15 protein-coding genes are annotated in these 17268 nt (G+C 62.6%); 5 read left to right on the top strand and 10 right to left on the bottom strand.

Translation table 11 applies throughout. The features are described 5' to 3' along the window. The first annotated feature begins 218 nt into the window (after positions 1–218). Both ACMFWR_RS06210 and guaD read left to right on the top strand, forming a co-directional pair. Entirely contained in the window at positions 219–1244 is a 1026-nt protein-coding gene (locus ACMFWR_RS06210) for an adenosine deaminase (protein WP_413194134.1), read from the top strand. Further along, positions 1237–2649 (top strand): guanine deaminase, encoded by a 1413-nt coding sequence (gene guaD, locus ACMFWR_RS06205; protein WP_413194133.1) that lies wholly within the window; start codon positions 1237–1239, stop codon positions 2647–2649. The genes ACMFWR_RS06210 and guaD overlap by 8 nt, the downstream gene beginning before the upstream one ends. 136 nt (positions 2650–2785) lie before the next feature. On the opposite strand, the gene ACMFWR_RS06200 is transcribed toward guaD, so the two are convergent. The 4 genes from ACMFWR_RS06200 to ACMFWR_RS06185 form a co-directional block, all read right to left on the bottom strand. Next, on the bottom strand, positions 2786–4333 hold the full coding sequence (locus tag ACMFWR_RS06200; protein WP_413194132.1) for a TolC family protein: 1548 nt from the start codon (positions 4331–4333) through the stop codon (positions 2786–2788). Positions 4334–4341: 8 nt separating this feature from the next. After that, positions 4342–5484, bottom strand: a complete 1143-nt coding sequence (locus tag ACMFWR_RS06195) for an HlyD family secretion protein (protein ID WP_413194131.1) — start codon at positions 5482–5484, stop codon at positions 4342–4344. Beyond that, the gene (locus tag ACMFWR_RS06190) at positions 5484–5981 is read right to left on the bottom strand and encodes a DUF3302 domain-containing protein (RefSeq protein WP_413194130.1); all 498 of its coding nucleotides are present in this window, start codon (positions 5979–5981) and stop codon (positions 5484–5486) included. The genes ACMFWR_RS06195 and ACMFWR_RS06190 overlap by 1 nt, the downstream gene beginning before the upstream one ends. A gap of 245 nt (positions 5982–6226) precedes the next feature. Then, positions 6227–6925: a DUF4136 domain-containing protein gene (locus ACMFWR_RS06185; RefSeq protein WP_413194129.1), complete on the bottom strand. Its 699-nt coding sequence runs from the start codon at positions 6923–6925 to the stop codon at positions 6227–6229. A 280-nt stretch (positions 6926–7205) separates the two neighbouring features. Between ACMFWR_RS06185 and pepN the strand changes: the two genes are divergently transcribed. Beyond that, entirely contained in the window at positions 7206–9902 is a 2697-nt protein-coding gene (gene pepN, locus ACMFWR_RS06180; RefSeq protein WP_413194128.1) for an aminopeptidase N, read from the top strand. A gap of 108 nt (positions 9903–10010) precedes the next feature. On the opposite strand, the gene ACMFWR_RS06175 is transcribed toward pepN, so the two are convergent. The 3 genes from ACMFWR_RS06175 to ACMFWR_RS06165 all read right to left on the bottom strand — a co-directional run bounded on the left by ACMFWR_RS06175 (position 10011) and on the right by ACMFWR_RS06165 (position 12275). After that, the gene (locus tag ACMFWR_RS06175; RefSeq protein ID WP_413194127.1) at positions 10011–11297 is read right to left on the bottom strand and encodes an RNA polymerase sigma factor; all 1287 of its coding nucleotides are present in this window, start codon (positions 11295–11297) and stop codon (positions 10011–10013) included. Continuing rightward, a complete protein-coding gene (locus ACMFWR_RS06170; protein WP_413194126.1) occupies positions 11294–11710 on the bottom strand; it encodes a YciI family protein in 417 nt (138 codons plus the stop codon). The genes ACMFWR_RS06175 and ACMFWR_RS06170 overlap by 4 nt, the downstream gene beginning before the upstream one ends. A gap of 211 nt (positions 11711–11921) precedes the next feature. Beyond that, positions 11922–12275 carry a YciI family protein gene (locus tag ACMFWR_RS06165; protein WP_413194125.1) on the bottom strand — a complete coding sequence of 118 codons (354 nt, stop codon included), beginning with the start codon at positions 12273–12275 and terminating at the stop codon, positions 11922–11924. Positions 12276–12397: 122 nt separating this feature from the next. On the opposite strand from ACMFWR_RS06165, the gene ACMFWR_RS06160 reads away from it, so the two are divergent. Beyond that, positions 12398–13411 carry a class 1 fructose-bisphosphatase gene (locus tag ACMFWR_RS06160; protein ID WP_413194124.1) on the top strand — a complete coding sequence of 338 codons (1014 nt, stop codon included), beginning with the start codon at positions 12398–12400 and terminating at the stop codon, positions 13409–13411. Positions 13412–13463: 52 nt separating this feature from the next. On the opposite strand, the gene ACMFWR_RS06155 is transcribed toward ACMFWR_RS06160, so the two are convergent. Next, positions 13464–14675 carry a serine hydrolase domain-containing protein gene (locus ACMFWR_RS06155; RefSeq protein ID WP_413194123.1) on the bottom strand — a complete coding sequence of 404 codons (1212 nt, stop codon included), beginning with the start codon at positions 14673–14675 and terminating at the stop codon, positions 13464–13466. 43 nt (positions 14676–14718) lie between these two features. After that, positions 14719–15153, bottom strand: coding sequence for a hypothetical protein (locus ACMFWR_RS06150; RefSeq protein ID WP_413194122.1), 435 nt, complete (start codon positions 15151–15153; stop codon positions 14719–14721). Between the two features lie 203 nt (positions 15154–15356). On the opposite strand from ACMFWR_RS06150, the gene ACMFWR_RS06145 reads away from it, so the two are divergent. Further along, the gene (locus ACMFWR_RS06145; RefSeq protein WP_413194121.1) at positions 15357–16073 is read left to right on the top strand and encodes a PolC-type DNA polymerase III; all 717 of its coding nucleotides are present in this window, start codon (positions 15357–15359) and stop codon (positions 16071–16073) included. Between the two features lie 253 nt (positions 16074–16326). Here the strand turns inward: ACMFWR_RS06145 and ACMFWR_RS06140 are convergent, their stop codons facing one another. Next, positions 16327–16920 (bottom strand): nitroreductase family protein, encoded by a 594-nt coding sequence (locus ACMFWR_RS06140; RefSeq protein WP_413194120.1) that lies wholly within the window; start codon positions 16918–16920, stop codon positions 16327–16329. Positions 16921–17268 lie beyond the last annotated feature (348 nt).

Below are 17268 nucleotides of genomic sequence, written 5' to 3'. Positions count from 1 at the left end.
GGGCTACGAGCACCAGGTACACGCACTACGCGCATTAGGCGCGATAGGCACGATAGACACGCACATGTTGTAAGCAGATCGGACCTTCGCGTCCGGCGCACCGAAGCGACGGTAAACTATGGGGTCATTCGGGATCACGACGATCCCGGTATTTCGCCCGACAGCGATCGGCTGATCGAGGCCCACGCATCACGACAGAACACACGAAGACTTCGCTTATGGAACAAGCTCTGCTCAACAAGATTCTCCGCGCACCGAAGGCCGAGCTTCACATGCATATCGAAGGCTCGCTCGAGCCCGAGCAGATCTTCGCACTCGCCGAGCGCAACAAGGTCAAGCTGACCTACGACACCGTCGAGGCACTGCGCAAGGCGTACGCGTTCAAGGACCTGCAGTCGTTCCTCGACATCTACTACGCAGGCGCGAGCGTCCTGCTCAAAGCCGAAGATTTCTATGACATGACGCGCGCCTATATGGACCGCGCTGCTGCCGACCACGTCATTCACACCGAACTCTTCTTCGATCCGCAGACGCACACCGAACGCGGCGTGCCGATCGAAGCCGTCGTCGAAGGGATCGAAGCCGGCATGGCCGACGCCGAACGTCGCCACGGGCTCACGAGCAAGCTGATCCTGTGCTTCCTGCGTCATTTGCCGGAAGACCACGCGCTGCAGACGTATGAAAGCGCCCTGCCGCTGTTCGAGCGTTACGGCGATCGCCTGATCGGCGTGGGGCTCGACTCATCAGAACGCGACTTCCCGCCGTCGAACTTTGCCCGCGTATTCGGCAAGGCGCGCGATCGCGGCCTGCGACTCGTCGCGCACGCCGGTGAGGAAGGACCGCCTGCCTATATCCATGAAGCGCTCGATATCCTGCGCGTCGAACGGATCGACCACGGCGTACGCAGCATCGAAGACGCCGACCTCGTCAAACGCCTTGCCGACGAACGTATTGCGCTAACGGTATGCCCGTTGTCGAATCTCAAGCTCATGGTGTTCGACGACCTGCGCAAGCACTCGTTGAAGGTGCTGCTCGATGCCGGCGTCGCGGTCACGGTGAACTCTGACGATCCGGCCTACTTCGGTGGATACGTGAACGACAACTTTGTTGCGATCGCAGAAGCGCTCGATCTCGGCGACCGCGATCTCTACACGATCGCGCGCAATAGCCTCGAAGCGTCGTTCGTTGATCCTGTGCAGCGCAGCGCAATGATTGGCAAGCTCGACGCGTACTGGCATGCGTGATTCGTCCGTGAGCCTGGGTCAGCGCGACGCATCGCGCGGCGGCAATCGCGAATGCGCACCGGAGTCCGGTCGCCGCGCCGCATACCGCGCACGTCTGTTGAGCTTTCGGGCAGACCCGGCGCTCGACGAACACGGTGTCGTCTTCCATGAAGACGGGCTATTGATCGTCGGCGACGACGGCAAAGTCGTCACGTTCGGCGACTATGCGTCACTGCACACGCAACTCGCCCCGGATACCCCGCTACACACGATGCGCGACAAGCTCATCGTGCCCGGGTTCATCGACACGCATGTGCACTTTCCGCAAACGGAGATGATCGCGTCGCCCGCTTCCGGTTTGCTGCCGTGGCTCGAAAACTGGACGTTTCCGGCCGAGCGCAAGTTCGAGGATGCCGCCCATGCGGCGGACGTCGCGTCATTCTTTCTCGACGAACTGCTCGCGAACGGCACAACGACTGCGTCGATCTATTGCAGCGTGCATCCGCAATCGGCGCAGGCACTGTTCACCGAATCACATCGGCGAGACCTGCGCATGATCGCGGGCAAGGTATTGATGGACCGGCATTGTCCCGAGTACCTGCGCGATACTGCGCAATCGGGTTATGACGACAGCAAGGCGTTGATCGAGCGCTGGCATAAGCACGGGCGCCAGCTTTACGCACTGACGCCTCGTTTTGCCCCGACGTCCACCGAAGCGCAACTCGAAGCGTGCCGCACGCTCGCGCGTGAGTACGACGACATCTTTATCCAGACGCATGTCGCCGAAAATCTCGATGAGATCCGTTGGGTCAAGGAGCTGTTTCCCGCACGCCGCAGCTACCTCGATGTCTACGATCACTACGAACTGGTGCGGCCCCGTGCCATATTCGGCCACTGCATTCACTTCGACGACTGCGATCGATGCAGGATGGCGGAGGCACGTGCCATCGCTGCGCACTGCCCTACCTCGAACCTGTTCCTCGGCAGCGGACTGTTCGACTTCGATGCCGCCGAGAAGACGCAGATGTCCGTGACGCTCGGCACCGACGTCGGCGGAGGCACTTCGTTCTCGATGCTGCAAACGATGAACGAAGCGCACAAGGTCGCGCGCATGGGCGGTCATCACCTCAGTGCATTGCGCATGTTTTATCTGGCGACAACCGGCGCCGCGCGTGCACTCGGTCTCGATCATCAGATCGGCACGCTCGCGGCGGGAGCCGAGGCCGACTTCATTGTGCTCGATCCCGCGGCGACACCCTTGCTCGAACGACGGACCGCGCGCGTCGACGATCTGGAAGCGCTGCTATTCGCGTTCGCGTTGCTCGGCGACGATCGCGCAATCGCAGCGACGTATGCGAACGGGCGCTGTGTGCACGAACGCGGCCTGCGTTCCGCAAGGGGAATACAGGCCTCCGTGGCGAGTTAAACGGGCTCATCCCCCTGCACACTCGTCGACGCACTGAGCGACTCACGAAGCGGCCCGATCACGTGGCCCAAGCTGCTCAGCGGGCGGCACGCTAAACGAATCGGTCGCCCGCTCGTTGAAGCGCCACGGTGCTTGCTCAATGAACCGCATCCGGCGTCGGGGACGATTCCTCACCCTCATCGAAGAATCGTCCGCCCAGCGCGAGATGGAGATCGACACGTGACGCGAGCGCCGCCATGCGCGCCTGGTCCACGGAAATCTGCGCGCGTGCGGCATCCATGCGTGCTTCAAGTTCCTTGTCGACATCGACCTGCCCCACTTCGCGTTGAACGCCCGTCAGATCGGCCGTCCGTGCGAGCGCATCGCGGCGAGTCGACAATGCCTCGGCCCGGGTGCCGAAATCGCGCTCCGCGGCGAGGGCATTCTCGACCTCGCCCATCGCCCGCTGAATTGTCTGTGCGTAACGCGCGGCCGCCTCGCTTTGCGACACCGTGGCGATCTCATACTGCGTCTGCCTCTTGCCGGCATCGAACAGCGGCCATGTGATCCTGGCTCCCACCGGGAAAATCATCTTGTCGAGCTGATCCTGCAAGCCCGCTGCGCGCGTATCGAGATACCCCGTGCCGGCAGTCAGCGCCACATTGGGCAACCGTGCGGCCTTGGCCTGCTGCGAACCAAAAAACGCGGCGGAAAACGCATTGCGAGCCGCGATCACGTCGGGGCGCCGATCGAGCACACCAAGCGGTACGCCTGCGGGTATCGGCGGCAGTGTCGCGCGGTTGAACAAGGTGGTGGTGTCCCGCACTTCGATCTGAGCTGACGGATATCGGCCCAGCAGGAGTTCGAGCGAACGTTGCGCAGATTCGCGGGCCTGACGCGCGCGAATGCGCTGCTCATGCGCCGCCTGCATGCGTGCCTCCGATTGAGCCAGTTCGGACGCCGTTGATTTCCCTACTTTGACGCGCTCCGCCGCGATGTCCCGCTGACGCGATGTATCGACATCGATGGATTCGAGCAACGCAAGCTCGCGCGTCGCTTCGATATTCATCAGCCATGCCTTGGCGACCGCCGCGCCCAGAGACGCTCGCGCATACACATAGTCCGCTTCGGCCGACCGATAGCGCGCCTCGCTTGCCTTGACGCCGGCACGTGCGACGCCCCACACATCGACTTCCCACGACGCCGTGGCGAACACGCCGGACAGGCTGAGTGCGTCGGGCGAAATGACGGAGTTCGACCATTTGCCGCCAAGATTCACGGTCGGCCACAACGTTGAACCGGCGAGTTCGGCTTGCAGGCGTGCCTGCTCGACGCGCGTGGCCGCGACCCGCATGTCGGGGTTGTGCTCGAACGCTTCGTCGATCAGCTGACGCAGTTCGCCGTGCGAGTCGAAGCCTAGCCACTCGGGCTGAAACGCAGCGGCATCCGCGCTCGCAGCCCAATGCGTGGGGAGCGGCGATGACAATGCCGCGTCGTAGGCTTGTTGCGCATCGGGCTCGTTAAGATCCGCGCATCCGGCCAGCGTGAGGCCCGATACGCCGATCACCGCACACGCCGCAATGCGAGACAGATGATAGGTGCGAGCGCGGCGGTCCGAGTGCTCGAGCAACCGCAGCAGGCACTTCCCGCGCATCACGCGCATCACGCCCTTCAATGAATTGAGTGCCTTGATCAGTGATTTCATTGCCGCCCTCACTCGATCTTGAACACGAGATAGTTGATCTTCGTCTTCACGCGAATGATCACCTTGCGCACCATATGCAGCATCGTCAGATGGTTCGTGTAGACCGCCGACTCCCCTCGTGCGCCCATCGGCAATGCATCGACATCGTCGGGATCGATGCGCACCTTGACGGCGTAGCGCAGCGGCGCATCGGGATGCGCGCCCTGGACAGCCGTCGTCGGCAACGTGCCCGATGCATTGAACTGTCCCTGCGCAGTCGACCAGACAATCGACTCGACTTCGCCGCGAAGAATGCGGCCGGGTCTCGCCTTCAACGCGATCTCGACCTCATTACCCGGCTCGACCTTTGTCAACTGGTTCTGATCGTAGAACGCGACAACGTTCTGCGTATTTTCGACAAAGCTCATCACCGGACGCAGCGGAAGCGCCGCGGCGAATGCACCTTCGCGAACCTGGAGGTTGACGGCATAGCCGTCGGCCGGCGCGCGAATCACGGTCTGCTCGAGTTCCCATTGCGCCGAGGCGAGCTGCGCACGCGTCTGTGCCACCATCGAGTGTTCATCGCCAACCGTTGCGTTCAAAGCAGTTTTAGCGCGTACTACACTCGCGCGCGCCGCGTCGCGTTGAGCCTCAAATTGCTTGACCTGAGCCGCATACGTCTCGACGTCGTATTGATTGCCCGCCTCTTTGTGAGCCAGCGTGGATGATTCATGTAGGCGCGTTTTCGCAAGCACAAGCTGCGCGTCAATATTGGCCAATTGACCCTTGGCGGCATCGACATCGGACTGAAGCTGCGCGGCCTTCGATTCGGTTTCGACGAGACGCGCCTGAAGCTCGGTCACCTTCTGGCGATACGGTTCAGGATCAAGACGCAACAGCACATCGCCCTTGTGAATGAGCGCATTGCCTTCGACCGGCACTTCGATCACACGCCCGGTGACGCGAGGCACGATTTCAACGACGTAATTCGTCACGCGGACATCATCGGATTGCGGCGACGTCACGTTAATCGTGAAGATCAATGCGGCAAGACCTGCCAAGCCCAGCGACACCGTGCCGACCTGGGTCTTGATATTCCATGGCAGCAACTTGAACTTGAAGAACACCAGCCAGACAAGTAGCGCGTACGTACAGACGATCATTTCGAGCATTACGCCACCTCGCCTTGATCAGAAGCGGTATGCGCCTTGCCATGCTCTGTGGATCGCAAGAGTTCGTCCCCCTTCGCCCCTCCGCCGTGGCGACCGTGGCCTGCATGCCCTGGATTCTCATGCGCTGTTTCGTGATGCGCCTTCCTGCTTCGAGTGCCCCTGACGATCGGGAACTGAATGGGCTTCATATAGGCCCACAACCACGCCAGTGGCCAGAGCAAACCGCCAAATACGAGCGAAAGCAGGCAGAGGACCTTAATCGCTTCGGCCTGCGGATGGTGACGCTTCTCGGCGATCACCTCGGGCAACACGTGGATTTTCCAGAAGAGATAAATCGCCACCACCGGCATGACGGTAATCGCGACCCATGAGATGCCATTGGCAAGCGTGTCTTCGAACGGATGCGCAGAGGCAGCGTGGGACAGGAGAGGCATCAGCCCCAGACCTGCGCCGGCCGCACATCGACGTGCGCGACGAAGAGAAAACTCCGAAAACATAACGTTCCTTTTGAAATGACTGCAGTCGCTTCCTGCAAAGCGGCGTACAGACATCTCAAAAGAACGCGCGGTTCCGGCGGCAAGAATTGTCTTACGGCGGATTCAGATAAATCCTGCTCGAAATGCTTGTGGCGGGATCGTCCCCAGCGGTCGCCGGGGTTGTATCGATTCCCGCATCGTCGCTATTTCAACCCATCCGATATTGCAGATTGTGATGGCGTGGGCGGCGGTGAAGATGCGCAGAGCTAGTTGACTGCCGGTGCCGATGCGGGCACCGGCGGGGCGACATTGACCGACCGTTCATTGCTCGGCAGTCCCGCTGTACCGTTCTGGTCAACCGGCACGCGCACGTTGCGTACCGTGCCGTTGGCAAGCGGGAAGTCGGCCAGCGCGCCACGCACGAGGAAAGGCATGGCATGCAATAGTGACGGATCATCGACTTGCGCGCTCGCGGTCACGCGATACACCTCTTTACCCGTCGCCTTGTCGATCATTCGAATGGCCAGTCGCTGATTCGACACCGAATACGTTTGTGTCGAATAGGTCGGCGGCGGAGGCGGGCCGACCCACCACGGGCCCCACGGGCGGTAATACGGCATGCCCCACGGGCCCCAGGGATCGTAAAAATCGGGCTGCTGGACGACCACCGTGTGATCCTGGCTGTCGTAATTCATCGAAACGAGGAAATTTGCGCTCGCGATCGGTGTCAGCTTGAAGCCATAAACCGAAAGCTCATTGTCGACGAGCTGCTCATACGTCGCCTGTTCAAGACTGTTCTGCTGAGCCGTACTGCGCTGGAACGCATACGTGCGCTGGGCGTCGCTTGCCGTCCAGTTCTGAAATGCGGTCACCTGCGTCGTGACATAACTCGCGCAGCCCCCCAGCGCGAGCGCGGCGGCGGCAACCACCCCGAAAGCCGCACGGCGAATCCATGTTATTGCCATGATGTTTATCCTTGATTGATGCGTCTGGATCATACGATGACCGTTGGACCGATTCAAAGGTTCATCGTTGCAAAGGCTTATCGGGACATTCGGGAGCCGTGGTGCCTTTCACAGCAACTCACGGCAACTCGCATCGCACAACCCTACACAAACGATTCGAAGCCCCGTTGTATTCCTGATGGCGTATCCGCACTTGAGTTTGGCTTTTGAAACCGTGATACCCCGGGCGGGGACGGTGCCCTTTTTGTACAATGGCAATATTGTTTCTAGAGATTCCGTCATGCTCGACAATTCCGCAGCTTCCGTAGCGATTCGCCGTCTCGATTACACCCCGCCCGCCTTTGCGATCGACGAAGTCAAACTCGAGTTCGATCTCTCCCCCGCGAAAACGACGGTCACCAGCACGATGAAAATCCGGCAACTGCCCGGATCGACGTCGCGCGACCTGGTGCTGCACGGCGAAGACATCGAGCTCGTCAGCGTCGCGATCGACGGCCAGCCGTGGACGGCCTATACGGCAAGCATCGACGGCCTGACGATCTCGAACGTCCCTTCCGGCGCTTTCACGCTCAAGCTCGTCAACACGAACAAGCCGGCGGAAAACACGACCCTGTCCGGGCTCTATGTCTCGAACCACAATTTCTTTACGCAGTGCGAAGCCGAGGGCTTTCGCCGCATCACCTATTTCCTCGACCGTCCCGACGTCATGACGACGTACACGGTCACGCTGCGCGCGTCGCGTGACGACTATCCGGTGCTCCTCTCGAACGGCAATCTCGTCGAGACCGGCGAACTGCCCGACGGCCGCCACTTCGCAACGTGGCACGACCCGTTCGTTAAACCGAGCTATCTGTTCGCGCTCGTCGCGGGCAAGCTCGTTGCGCGCGAAAAGCGCATCAAAATTCGCAGCGGCGAAGAGAAACTGCTCCAGGTATGGGTCGAACCGCGCGACCTGCCGAAGACCGAATATGCGATGGACTCGCTCGTTCACTCGATCGAGTGGGACGAAGAGCGCTTTGGTCTCCCGCTCGACCTCGAACGCTTCATGATCGTCGCGGTCAGCGACTTCAATATGGGCGCGATGGAGAACAAGGGCCTCAATATCTTCAATACGAAGTACGTGCTCGCCGATGCACAAACGGCCACCGACTTCGATTTTGCAGGTATCGAAGCCGTCGTCGGGCACGAATACTTCCACAACTGGACGGGCAATCGCGTCACGTGCCGCGACTGGTTCCAGCTGAGTCTCAAGGAAGGGCTGACCGTGTTCCGTGATCAGGAATTCTCGGCCGACATGTCGGCCCAGGGCCTGAGCCCGGAAGCGGCTGCAGCCGCGCGCGCAGCACGCCGCATCGACGACGTGCGCGGGCTGCGTCAAAGCCAGTTTGCGGAAGACGCAGGTCCGATGGCCCACCCGGTTCGCCCCGACAGCTACGTCGAGATCAATAACTTCTACACGATGACCGTGTATGAGAAGGGCGCCGAAGTCGTGCGGATGTATCAGACCCTGTTCGGCCGCGAGGGCTTTCGCAAGGGCATGGATCTGTACTTCCAGCGTCACGACGGTCACGCGGTCACCTGCGACGACTTCCGCGCCGCGATGGCCGACGCGAATGGCCGCGATCTCGCGCAATTCGAGCGCTGGTACAGCCAGGCCGGCACGCCGCGCGTTGCCGTCACGACCCGCTATGACGAAGCCGCGCGCACGTTCGACGTGACGCTCTCGCAAGGTTATGGTCCGTCGAGTGCCGCCGCGAAGGCCACGCAGACAGGTGCGCTGCTGATCCCGTTCGCGATCGGCCTGGTCGGCCCCGACGGCCGCGATCTGCCGCTCAAGCTCGAAGGCGGCACACGCGCCGACACCCCGACGACGCTCGTACTCGAATTGACCGAGACCGAGCAGACGTTCCGTTTCGTCGATGTCGCCGAACAACCGCTGCCTTCGCTGCTGCGCGATTTCTCGGCCCCGGTCATCGTCACCTACGACTACACCGACGATCAGCTCGCGTTCCTGTTCGCGCACGACAGCGATGCCTTCAATCGCTGGGAAGCGGGCCAGCGCCTGGCCACGCGCGCATTGCTGGGCCTGACCGCAACGGCAAGCCGCGGCGAGCCGCTCTCGATCGATCCGGCAATCATTGCCGCGTTCGGCCGTGTGCTGCGTGACGACACGCTTGCGCCTGCGTTCCGCGAACTCGCATTGACGTTGCCGTCGGAGACGTATCTGTCCGAGCAAATCGACGATGCCGATCCGGCCGCTGTGCACGCCGCGCGCCAGTTCTTCCGCCGCGCGCTCGCCAACGGCCTGCGCGACGACCTGTTCGCCGCCTATGACCGCAACCGCGTCGAAGGGCCCTACTCACCGAGCGCGATCGATGCCGGTCATCGCGGCCTGAAGAACGTTGCGCTCAACTATCTGGCCGATCTCGACGATCCCTCGGATAGCGCCGCGCTCGCTCGCGCCCAGTACCAGAACGCCGACAACATGACGGATCGCAGCGCAGCGCTGTCCGCCTTGCTGCAAATGGGCAAGTCGTTCGCCAGCGCCGCGCTCGACGATTTCTATCACCGCTTCGAGCAGGACCCGCTCGCGCTCGACAAGTGGTTTGCGATGCAAGCGGTGCGCCGAGGCGCTCGCGGCGAGCGTGTGCTCGATGACGTGCGTGCGCTGATGTCGCATCCGGCGTTCTCGCTGAAGAACCCGAATCGTGCGCGTTCGCTGATTTTCCAGTTCTGCATGGGCAACGCGGCGCAGTTCCATGCCGCGGATGGCTCGGGCTATGCGTTCTGGGCCGATCAGGTGCTGGCACTGGATGCCTTGAATCCGCAGGTCGCATCGCGCCTTGCACGTTCGCTCGAACGTTGGCGCAAGTTCACGCCGGCGCTGCGCGAGCAGATGCGCGCGGCGCTCGAGCGCGTCGCAGCGGGTGTGCAATCGAAGGACGTCCGCGAGGTTGTCGAGAAGGCGCTCGCCTGAGGCAGGCATCCGGCAGTCCGTAGTGCGCGTCGATAGCCGCCCGTCGGTAGTCGCCGGGCCAGCGGCGCTCGTCAGCTGCAGGACGGCACAACGATCACGTTGCAGGCGTCAGTGCAAGCGGCTCGCGCGTTCAAGCAGTAACTCCCGCTCACGCGCGTTGCGGGTCATCGACGCAGCACGCGCCAGTTCCGCGCGCGCTTCGTCGATGCGGCCGAGTTTGGCGAGAAGGTCGCCGCGCACACTCGGCAGCCAGTGATATCTCGACAGCGCGGGATCGTCGACCAGTGCGTCGACACAGTCCAGACCGGCTTGCGGGCCGAACGCCATCCCTACCGCTACCGCACGATTCAACGCGACGACAGGCGATGGCGCAATCTGCGCCAGTGCATCGTAGAGCGCGACGATCTGGTTCCAGTCGGTTTCTTCGGGCGTATTGGCGCGCGCGTGGCAGGCAGCAAGCGCTGCCTGAAGCGTGTACGGCCCCGCGTCGCCGCCCGACGCGATCGCGCGATCGAGCGCTTCGAGGCCCCGCCGGATCAGCAGACGGTCCCAACGGCTGCGGTCCTGATCAAACAACAGGACCGGCCGGCCTTCCGTATCCGTGCGTGCATGCAGGCGCGAGGCCTGAATTTCCATCAGTGCGACGAGGCCGTGCACTTCTCCTTCCTTGGGCGCAAGTCCCGCAAGTATGCGTCCGAGCCTCAACGCTTCTTCGCACAGCGCCGGGCGCATCCAGTCATCGCCGGCCGTGGCGGAATACCCTTCGTTGAAGATCAGGTAGATGACCTCGAGCACCGATGCGAGACGTGCCCCGCGCGCGTCGGCACGCGGCAACTCGAACGGCACCTTCGCCGCCGTCAGCGTGCGTTTGGCGCGCACGATGCGCTGCGCAATAGTGGCTTCGCTGCTCAGGTAGGCCCGTGCGATTTCATCTGTCGTCAGGCCGCCAAGCAGACGCAGGGTCAGCGCGACGCGCGCGTCGGTCGACAACACGGGGTGACACGCCGTAAAAATCAGCCGCAGCAGATCGTCGCCGATATCGTCGGCGCGCGCGGCGTCAAGGCCATCGACGAAATCGGGCACGACGTGCGCTTCGAGCGCGTCGAGGTCCGCGCCAAGCTCGTCGTGCTTGCGATGGTGCAGCGCATCGAGCTTGAGCTTGTCGAGCGCGCGACGCTTGGCGGTCGTCATCAGCCACGCTCCCGGGTTGTCCGGCACGCCCTCGGTGGGCCAGTGTTCGAGCGCAGCGACGAGGGCGTCCTGCGCGATCTCTTCGGCCGAGCCGACATCGCGAACAATCCGCGCAACGTGAGCGATGACTTTCGCGGACTCGATGCGCCAGACGGCCTCGATCGCGCGATGCGTTGCAGCGTCACGCTGCGCGGGTCCGTTCATTGGGTGTCAGCTTTCAGTGCGCGCAAGCATTGCGACCCGGGCATGTCCTGGAAATCCTCGGCCTCGTAAAGCTGCCGGACCTCGATTTCGCTTTGCATGTCCGGGCCGAACGGCGCGGGGAAACGCCGCGTCCATTCAAGCGCTTCTTCGCGCGAACGGACCTGGATGATCGTATAGCCTGCGACGAGTTCTTTTGACTCCGTGAACGGTCCGTCGAGAATCGTGCGCTTGCCGCCTGTGTCGTAGCGAATGCGCCAGCCCTTCGAAGTCGGCTGCAGTCCGGTCGCGTCGAGCAATACGCCCGCTTTTGCCAGATCTTCGTGAAACGAGGCCATGGCGGCCATGAGCTGCTCGTCGGGCATTGCTCCCGACTCGCTAATGGCGTTGCCGCGCACAATGATCATGAATCGCATCGCTTGTTCTCCATGTTGTATGAGTTGAACGTGGCAACCGGCTACGCGGCCCACCTCCCACCCACACGACGAACTGCGCGAACGAAAATCGACACGGCTGAGCACGTCATATTGCACGCTTCAGCGAAGGCGCATTGGGAGCCTGCCTTGCGTACCTTGCTTCGGGGCCACAGTGACTCATTAACTCAGTGCCCGTGCGGCGGGGGCGTGCCTACAAGTAGCACGGCCCCGTTTCGCGGACTTCGACCGTGCACCACTCGGCCGCCGGGCACTCGCGCGCGATTTGCAGGGCTTCCTCGTGCGTGTCGCAATCGAGCAGGAAGAAACCGCCGATCATTTCCTTGACCTCGGCGAACGGGCCGTCGACGAGACGGGATTCTCCGTCCCGTATCTGGACGCGTGTCGCACGTTTGTCGGAAATCAGCGAATTGCTCGCCTGAAGGATGCCTCGCGCCGAGAGGTCCTCGGTGAATCGGACCATCCGGTCGTAAAGCGCACGCCCGTCTTCGATCGTGCGCGTGTCGCGTTGATCAGTCGGTTCGACGATGAGCAGCATGTACGACATGGTGTCTCCGTTTTAAGAAGAGTCAACCGCCGGAACCGCCATTCTAGTGGAGATGCCGGTCGACATAGAACCGTTGCGATCGGCGCGTACAATCGGGGGCGTTATCAGTCACGGAGTTTTCAATGGCCCGACGCACTACCCTAACGCAGTACCTGATCGAGCAGCAGCGCCAGCACGACAATATTCCCGGCGACCTGCGTCTGTTGATCGAGGTTGTCGCACGCGCATGCAAGGCGATTGCGCACCACGTGAGCAAAGGCGCGCTGGGCGACGTGCTCGGGGTGGCGGGCAGCGAAAACGTGCAGGGCGAAGTCCAGAAAAAGCTCGACATCCTGTCCAACGAGATTCTGCTCGAAGCCAATGAATGGGGCGGCAACCTCGCCGCCATGGCCTCGGAAGAACTCGAGAAGATTCACCCGATTCCCAATCGCTACCCGAAGGGCGAATACCTGTTGCTGTTCGATCCGCTCGACGGCTCGTCGAACATCGACGTGAACGTATCGATCGGCACGATCTTCTCAGTGCTGCGTTGCCCGGACAACATCGAGAGCCCGAGCGAGCAATCGTTCCTGCAGGAGGGTTCGCGCCAGGTCGCGGCAGGCTACGCGGTGTACGGCCCGCAAACGGTGCTCGTGCTGACTACCGGCAATGGCGTGCAGTCGTTCACGCTCGACCGTGAGCTCGGCTCATGGGTCCTGACGACGCGCGACATGAAGATCCCGGAAGATACCCACGAGTATTCGATCAACGCGTCGAATGCGCGTCACTGGTATCCGCCTGTCACGCGCTATATCGACGAACTCGAAGCCGGCAAGGACGGCCCGCGCGGCGAGGACTTCAATATGCGCTGGATCGCGTCGATGGTCGCTGACGTGAACCGGATCCTGACGCGTGGCGGCATTTTCATGTACCCGGCGGACAAGCGCGACCCGTCGCGCCCGGGCAAGCTGCGGCTGATGTACGAAGCCAATCCGATGGCGTTTCTCGTCGAGCAGGCCGGCGGTGCGGCCACCAATGGCACGTCGCGCATCCTGGATCTGAAACCGCAGCATCTGCATGAGCGTGTTGCCGTGTTCCTCGGCTCGAAGAACGAAGTCGAGCGCGTGACGCAGTATCACGCGGAAGGCGGCCACTGATCGATGCCACCGTCGTGCGCGCGGTGCGCACGACGGTTCCCCGCACGCGTATTCAATCGTCGATCGCGTCGTAGGCAAGCCGTTCGAACTCGGCCGACACCGGGTAGTGCGACTCGGAACGCCGCTGGATCATGAAGATGCCGATCATGTCCTCGCGCGGATCAGCGAGCCAGTTTGTTCCGAACGCCCCGCCCCAGCTATAGGCACCAACGCTTCGATACCCGAGCGGCAAGCGCTTGACGGGATCGTCGACGATCGACAGGCCGAGCCCGAAGGTCTGCCCCGCCCAGAAATCGAGCCCGAATGTCGGTCGCGCGCGCTCCTCCGCGCTCAGCACGTTCGATGTCATCAGATCGACCGACGCGTGCGACAGGAGCCGCACGCCGTTCACGCGTCCGCGACCGAGCATCAGCTTCGCAAACTGAAGGTAATCGTCGGCTGTGGAGATCAGTCCGCCCCCGCCCCCTTCGAACCTGCCCTGATGCGCCCAGACGCTCTCTGTCGCGTGATCGGCGATCAGGACGTTATTCGTCGAATCGTTGAACACGTACGCGCTTGTCATCCGCGATACCTGATCATCGCGCAGCGTGAAACCCGTGTCGTGCATGCCCAGCGGCTCGAAAATCCGCGTGCGGAAGTATTCGCCGAGCGTCATGCCGGTCACGCGCGCGATCAGCACGCCGAGCAGATCGATCGACACGCTGTAGAACCAGCGCTCGCCGGGCTGATAGAGCAGCGGAATACCTGCGAGTCGTCGCACGCATTCATCGGAACTCGCCCGAGTGTGCAGGCCATTGAACGCCTGCGCATAGAGCGGCGCAAGCGCGGGTGGCGCCGTGAAATCGTAGGCAAGCCCGGCACGATGTGTAAGCAGGTCGAATACAGTGATCTTCTGTGCCGCCGGTACCGTGTCGTCCACCGATCCCTCCGGCGAGCGCATGACACGCGGCGAGGCAAACTCGGGCAACCACTTCTCGATCGGGTCACGCAGCCGCAGACGCCCCTCTTCCCGCAGCATGAGCGCGGCCACGGTGGTGATCGGCTTCGTCATCGACGCGATCCGAAAGATCGAATCGCGCGCAATGGGCGTTCGCGTCTCGGCATCGCGATAGCCACGCGCATCGGCGAAGGCAAGTTCGCCGTGGCGGTGCAGCAGTGTGACCATCCCAGCGACACCCGTGCCGCCGTCGGCGACATCGACATGGCGCGCCATCGCGTCGCCGATCCGCGCGAGCCGCGCGTCTGAAAAACCGCCTGCCGCCATCTGCCTGCCCTCCTGGGTTCAGAGATCGACGGTCTGCGCGGATTCAGAATCCGGTATCGAATCCGGCACGCACGTCGTGTTCTAAGGGGGCCGCCACCGAGCATCGCGCTTCCGTGCCCGCACAACGGCCATCGCATCCGTTGCAATAGTACCGGTCGCGGATACCAACGGCACGCCATGCTGTGCCCGTGTCCGACGAAATTGGCGTGCCGACGGCATGCCCGCCTTCGACGGCGTAAAACGTCGGCTCTCCGGCAAGGCCCTGGCTCAAGGCGGGGTCGATGCTGTCGCGGCCAAATGCGTCGCGCAGCGCGTCGATAAAGCCGGCGACTTCGGGCATGGCCTCCCGCAGCGGCTTGGACCTCGGGTTCGGGTTCTCGCCGAGGTTCGGATGGGCGTTGAGGTTCGGGTTGGCGCCCGGGTTGGAGTTGGGCTGTGCGCGCGAGACAGCCGGGCGCCGCTCTGCGACGACATTCATGCGAATCTCCTCGCGCCGGCACACGGCGCTCATGGTTTGTTCAGGTTTCAGCGACAATGCTGACTGCGCGGCCTCGCAAATGGGGGCGACGACCCGTCCGGAATCCGACCGATCCCGCATGAATCCAGGCAGGACCCCCGGTGACGCTGCGAGCGACACTGTACAAATATACAGTATTCTGATGTCTACGTTGTGACCGCCGAATGGAAGACAAACCGATAACCGACGATCCCGTATTCGAGCAGGTCCGCGAGGCCGTGGCCGAACTCGGCCGCGCCAACGGCGATGCCCTGCTCGACCGCATGCTGGGCGCACTCGAGCGCCCGATGGTCTTTGTCGACCTGGAAACGACGGGCGGCAACGCCCAGACGGACCGGATCACCGAAATCGGCGTCGTCGAGGTCAGTCGATACGGCGTCGAGACCTGGACATCGCTGGTCGACCCCGGACGCGAGATTCCCCTGTTTATCCAGGAGCTCACGGGCATCTCGAACGACATGGTGCGCGGCCAGCCCGTGTTCGAGTCACTGGCGCCGGCGTTGGCAGCGCGTCTGCGCGAGCGGCTCTTCGTCGCCCACAACGCGCGCTTCGATTACGGATTCCTGCAGCGCTCGTTCGAGCGTGCGGGCGTGGCCTTCGAGGCCGACATGCTGTGCACGGTCCAGCTGTCGCGCAAGCTGTTTCCGGACGCTGGACGCCACGGTCTCAGCGCAATCGTCGAGCGGTATGCGCTCGAGCCGCTTGGCCGCCATCGGGCGCTGGCCGATGCCGATCTGGTCTGGCAATTCTGGCAGGTCATCCACGCGCGGCATCCGGTCGAAACGATCCGGCACGCGGTGACGTCGCTGACACGCCGTCCATCAGACCCCGCACCCCGGCCCACGCGTCGCGCACGTGCGACAGCGTCGGACAACAGCTAGCGCCATCGCACCGCACGGTGCCGCAGCGCCCCTGTGACGCGATAACGCTGTGACGCTGTGACGAGGTGTGAATAGACGGCAACTGAGCCCCCCAGACCCCATCCACGTAAAAAAACCGGGCATGCGCCGACAGACGCAGTGCCCGGTTGTTCGTCATAGCACGAGATCTGCGACGTCCGATCTGCAGCGCGCAATCAGCGACGTGCATTCAACGACGTGCATTCAACGACGTGCGATCAACGACATTCGGCGATCAGCCGATGAACTTGCCTTCCGACGCGAATTCCGAGAGCGGCTTGCGCGGGCTCGGCAGCTCACGCTGCTGGAGCGCTTCGGGCAACGTCGACTTGTCGGCCTGCTTGCCGATCGCGATCGCGGCTTCGATGATGTAGTTGTCCGGCAAGCCGAGCTCGGCGCGGATCTTGTCCTTGTGAATGCCGGCCATGCCGTGCGCGGGCCAGCCCGAATAGGAGGCCTGCAGCGCGAGGTAGCCCCATGCGGCGCCCGCATCGAACGAATGCGTCGGCCAGGGCACTTCTTCCGTCGCGCCCGGCGGCAGCGACGTGTTCTTCGAAATCGCGATGACCAGCGCAGCCGCGTTCTTGGCCCATGCCTGATTGAACTCGTTCAAGAAGCCGAGAAACTGTTCCCAATGCGGCGTATTGCGGCGCGCATAAATAAAACGCCAGGGCTGCGCGTTATAGCAGGACGGGGCCCAGCGTGCCGCTTCCAGCAGCGACTTGAGCGTTGCCTCGGGGATCTCGTCGCCGGTGTAGGCACGGGGCGACCAGCGTTCGAGAAATTGCTGTTCGATCGGATGCTCGGCAATGCGCGGATTGGTAGTCATGCAGTGTGTCCGGATTTATCGATGGAAGGAGGCTCGGTGTTCAGTGTCGGGGCCATGCGCGACGAGACAAGACGCGACGAGACGATACGAAACAAGACAAGGCGCAACTAAACGAAACGACACTCGATGACACCGACTCGCTTCGCGACATCGAATACGACACACATGGCATGGCGACGGCGCCATGGTAACCCGCTCACCACCTGCGCGTCGCAAGGACGGACAGTTTCGCCACCCGGCCCGGATACCTGATTGACTCGAAGCTGGCGGATGAAATCGATCGGCCGGCGCTATGCTTCAACTCTGCACTTGCGTTCGCGGCGCTGCGCGGCAGCTGGGTCACGCACC

Origin of the sequence: Pararobbsia alpina, assembly GCF_965118125.1 — a bacterium.
In the GTDB taxonomy this organism is placed as follows: domain Bacteria; phylum Pseudomonadota; class Gammaproteobacteria; order Burkholderiales; family Burkholderiaceae; genus Pararobbsia; species Pararobbsia alpina_A.
This window is presented reverse-complemented; position numbering and strand designations above follow the sequence as displayed.

Coding starts and splice junctions, on each gene's coding strand:
- ACMFWR_RS06210 (WP_413194134.1), top strand. CDS start 219: ATGGAACAAGCTCTGCTCAACAAGATTCTCCGCGCACCGAAGGCCGAG.
- guaD (WP_413194133.1), top strand. CDS start 1,237: ATGCGTGATTCGTCCGTGAGCCTGGGTCAGCGCGACGCATCGCGCGGC.
- ACMFWR_RS06200 (WP_413194132.1), bottom strand. CDS start 4,333: ATGAAATCACTGATCAAGGCACTCAATTCATTGAAGGGCGTGATGCGC.
- ACMFWR_RS06195 (WP_413194131.1), bottom strand. CDS start 5,484: ATGCTCGAAATGATCGTCTGTACGTACGCGCTACTTGTCTGGCTGGTG.
- ACMFWR_RS06190 (WP_413194130.1), bottom strand. CDS start 5,981: ATGTTTTCGGAGTTTTCTCTTCGTCGCGCACGTCGATGTGCGGCCGGC.
- ACMFWR_RS06185 (WP_413194129.1), bottom strand. CDS start 6,925: ATGGCAATAACATGGATTCGCCGTGCGGCTTTCGGGGTGGTTGCCGCC.
- pepN (WP_413194128.1), top strand. CDS start 7,206: ATGCTCGACAATTCCGCAGCTTCCGTAGCGATTCGCCGTCTCGATTAC.
- ACMFWR_RS06175 (WP_413194127.1), bottom strand. CDS start 11,297: ATGAACGGACCCGCGCAGCGTGACGCTGCAACGCATCGCGCGATCGAG.
- ACMFWR_RS06170 (WP_413194126.1), bottom strand. CDS start 11,710: ATGCGATTCATGATCATTGTGCGCGGCAACGCCATTAGCGAGTCGGGA.
- ACMFWR_RS06165 (WP_413194125.1), bottom strand. CDS start 12,275: ATGTCGTACATGCTGCTCATCGTCGAACCGACTGATCAACGCGACACG.
- ACMFWR_RS06160 (WP_413194124.1), top strand. CDS start 12,398: ATGGCCCGACGCACTACCCTAACGCAGTACCTGATCGAGCAGCAGCGC.
- ACMFWR_RS06155 (WP_413194123.1), bottom strand. CDS start 14,675: ATGGCGGCAGGCGGTTTTTCAGACGCGCGGCTCGCGCGGATCGGCGAC.
- ACMFWR_RS06150 (WP_413194122.1), bottom strand. CDS start 15,153: ATGAATGTCGTCGCAGAGCGGCGCCCGGCTGTCTCGCGCGCACAGCCC.
- ACMFWR_RS06145 (WP_413194121.1), top strand. CDS start 15,357: ATGGAAGACAAACCGATAACCGACGATCCCGTATTCGAGCAGGTCCGC.
- ACMFWR_RS06140 (WP_413194120.1), bottom strand. CDS start 16,920: ATGACTACCAATCCGCGCATTGCCGAGCATCCGATCGAACAGCAATTT.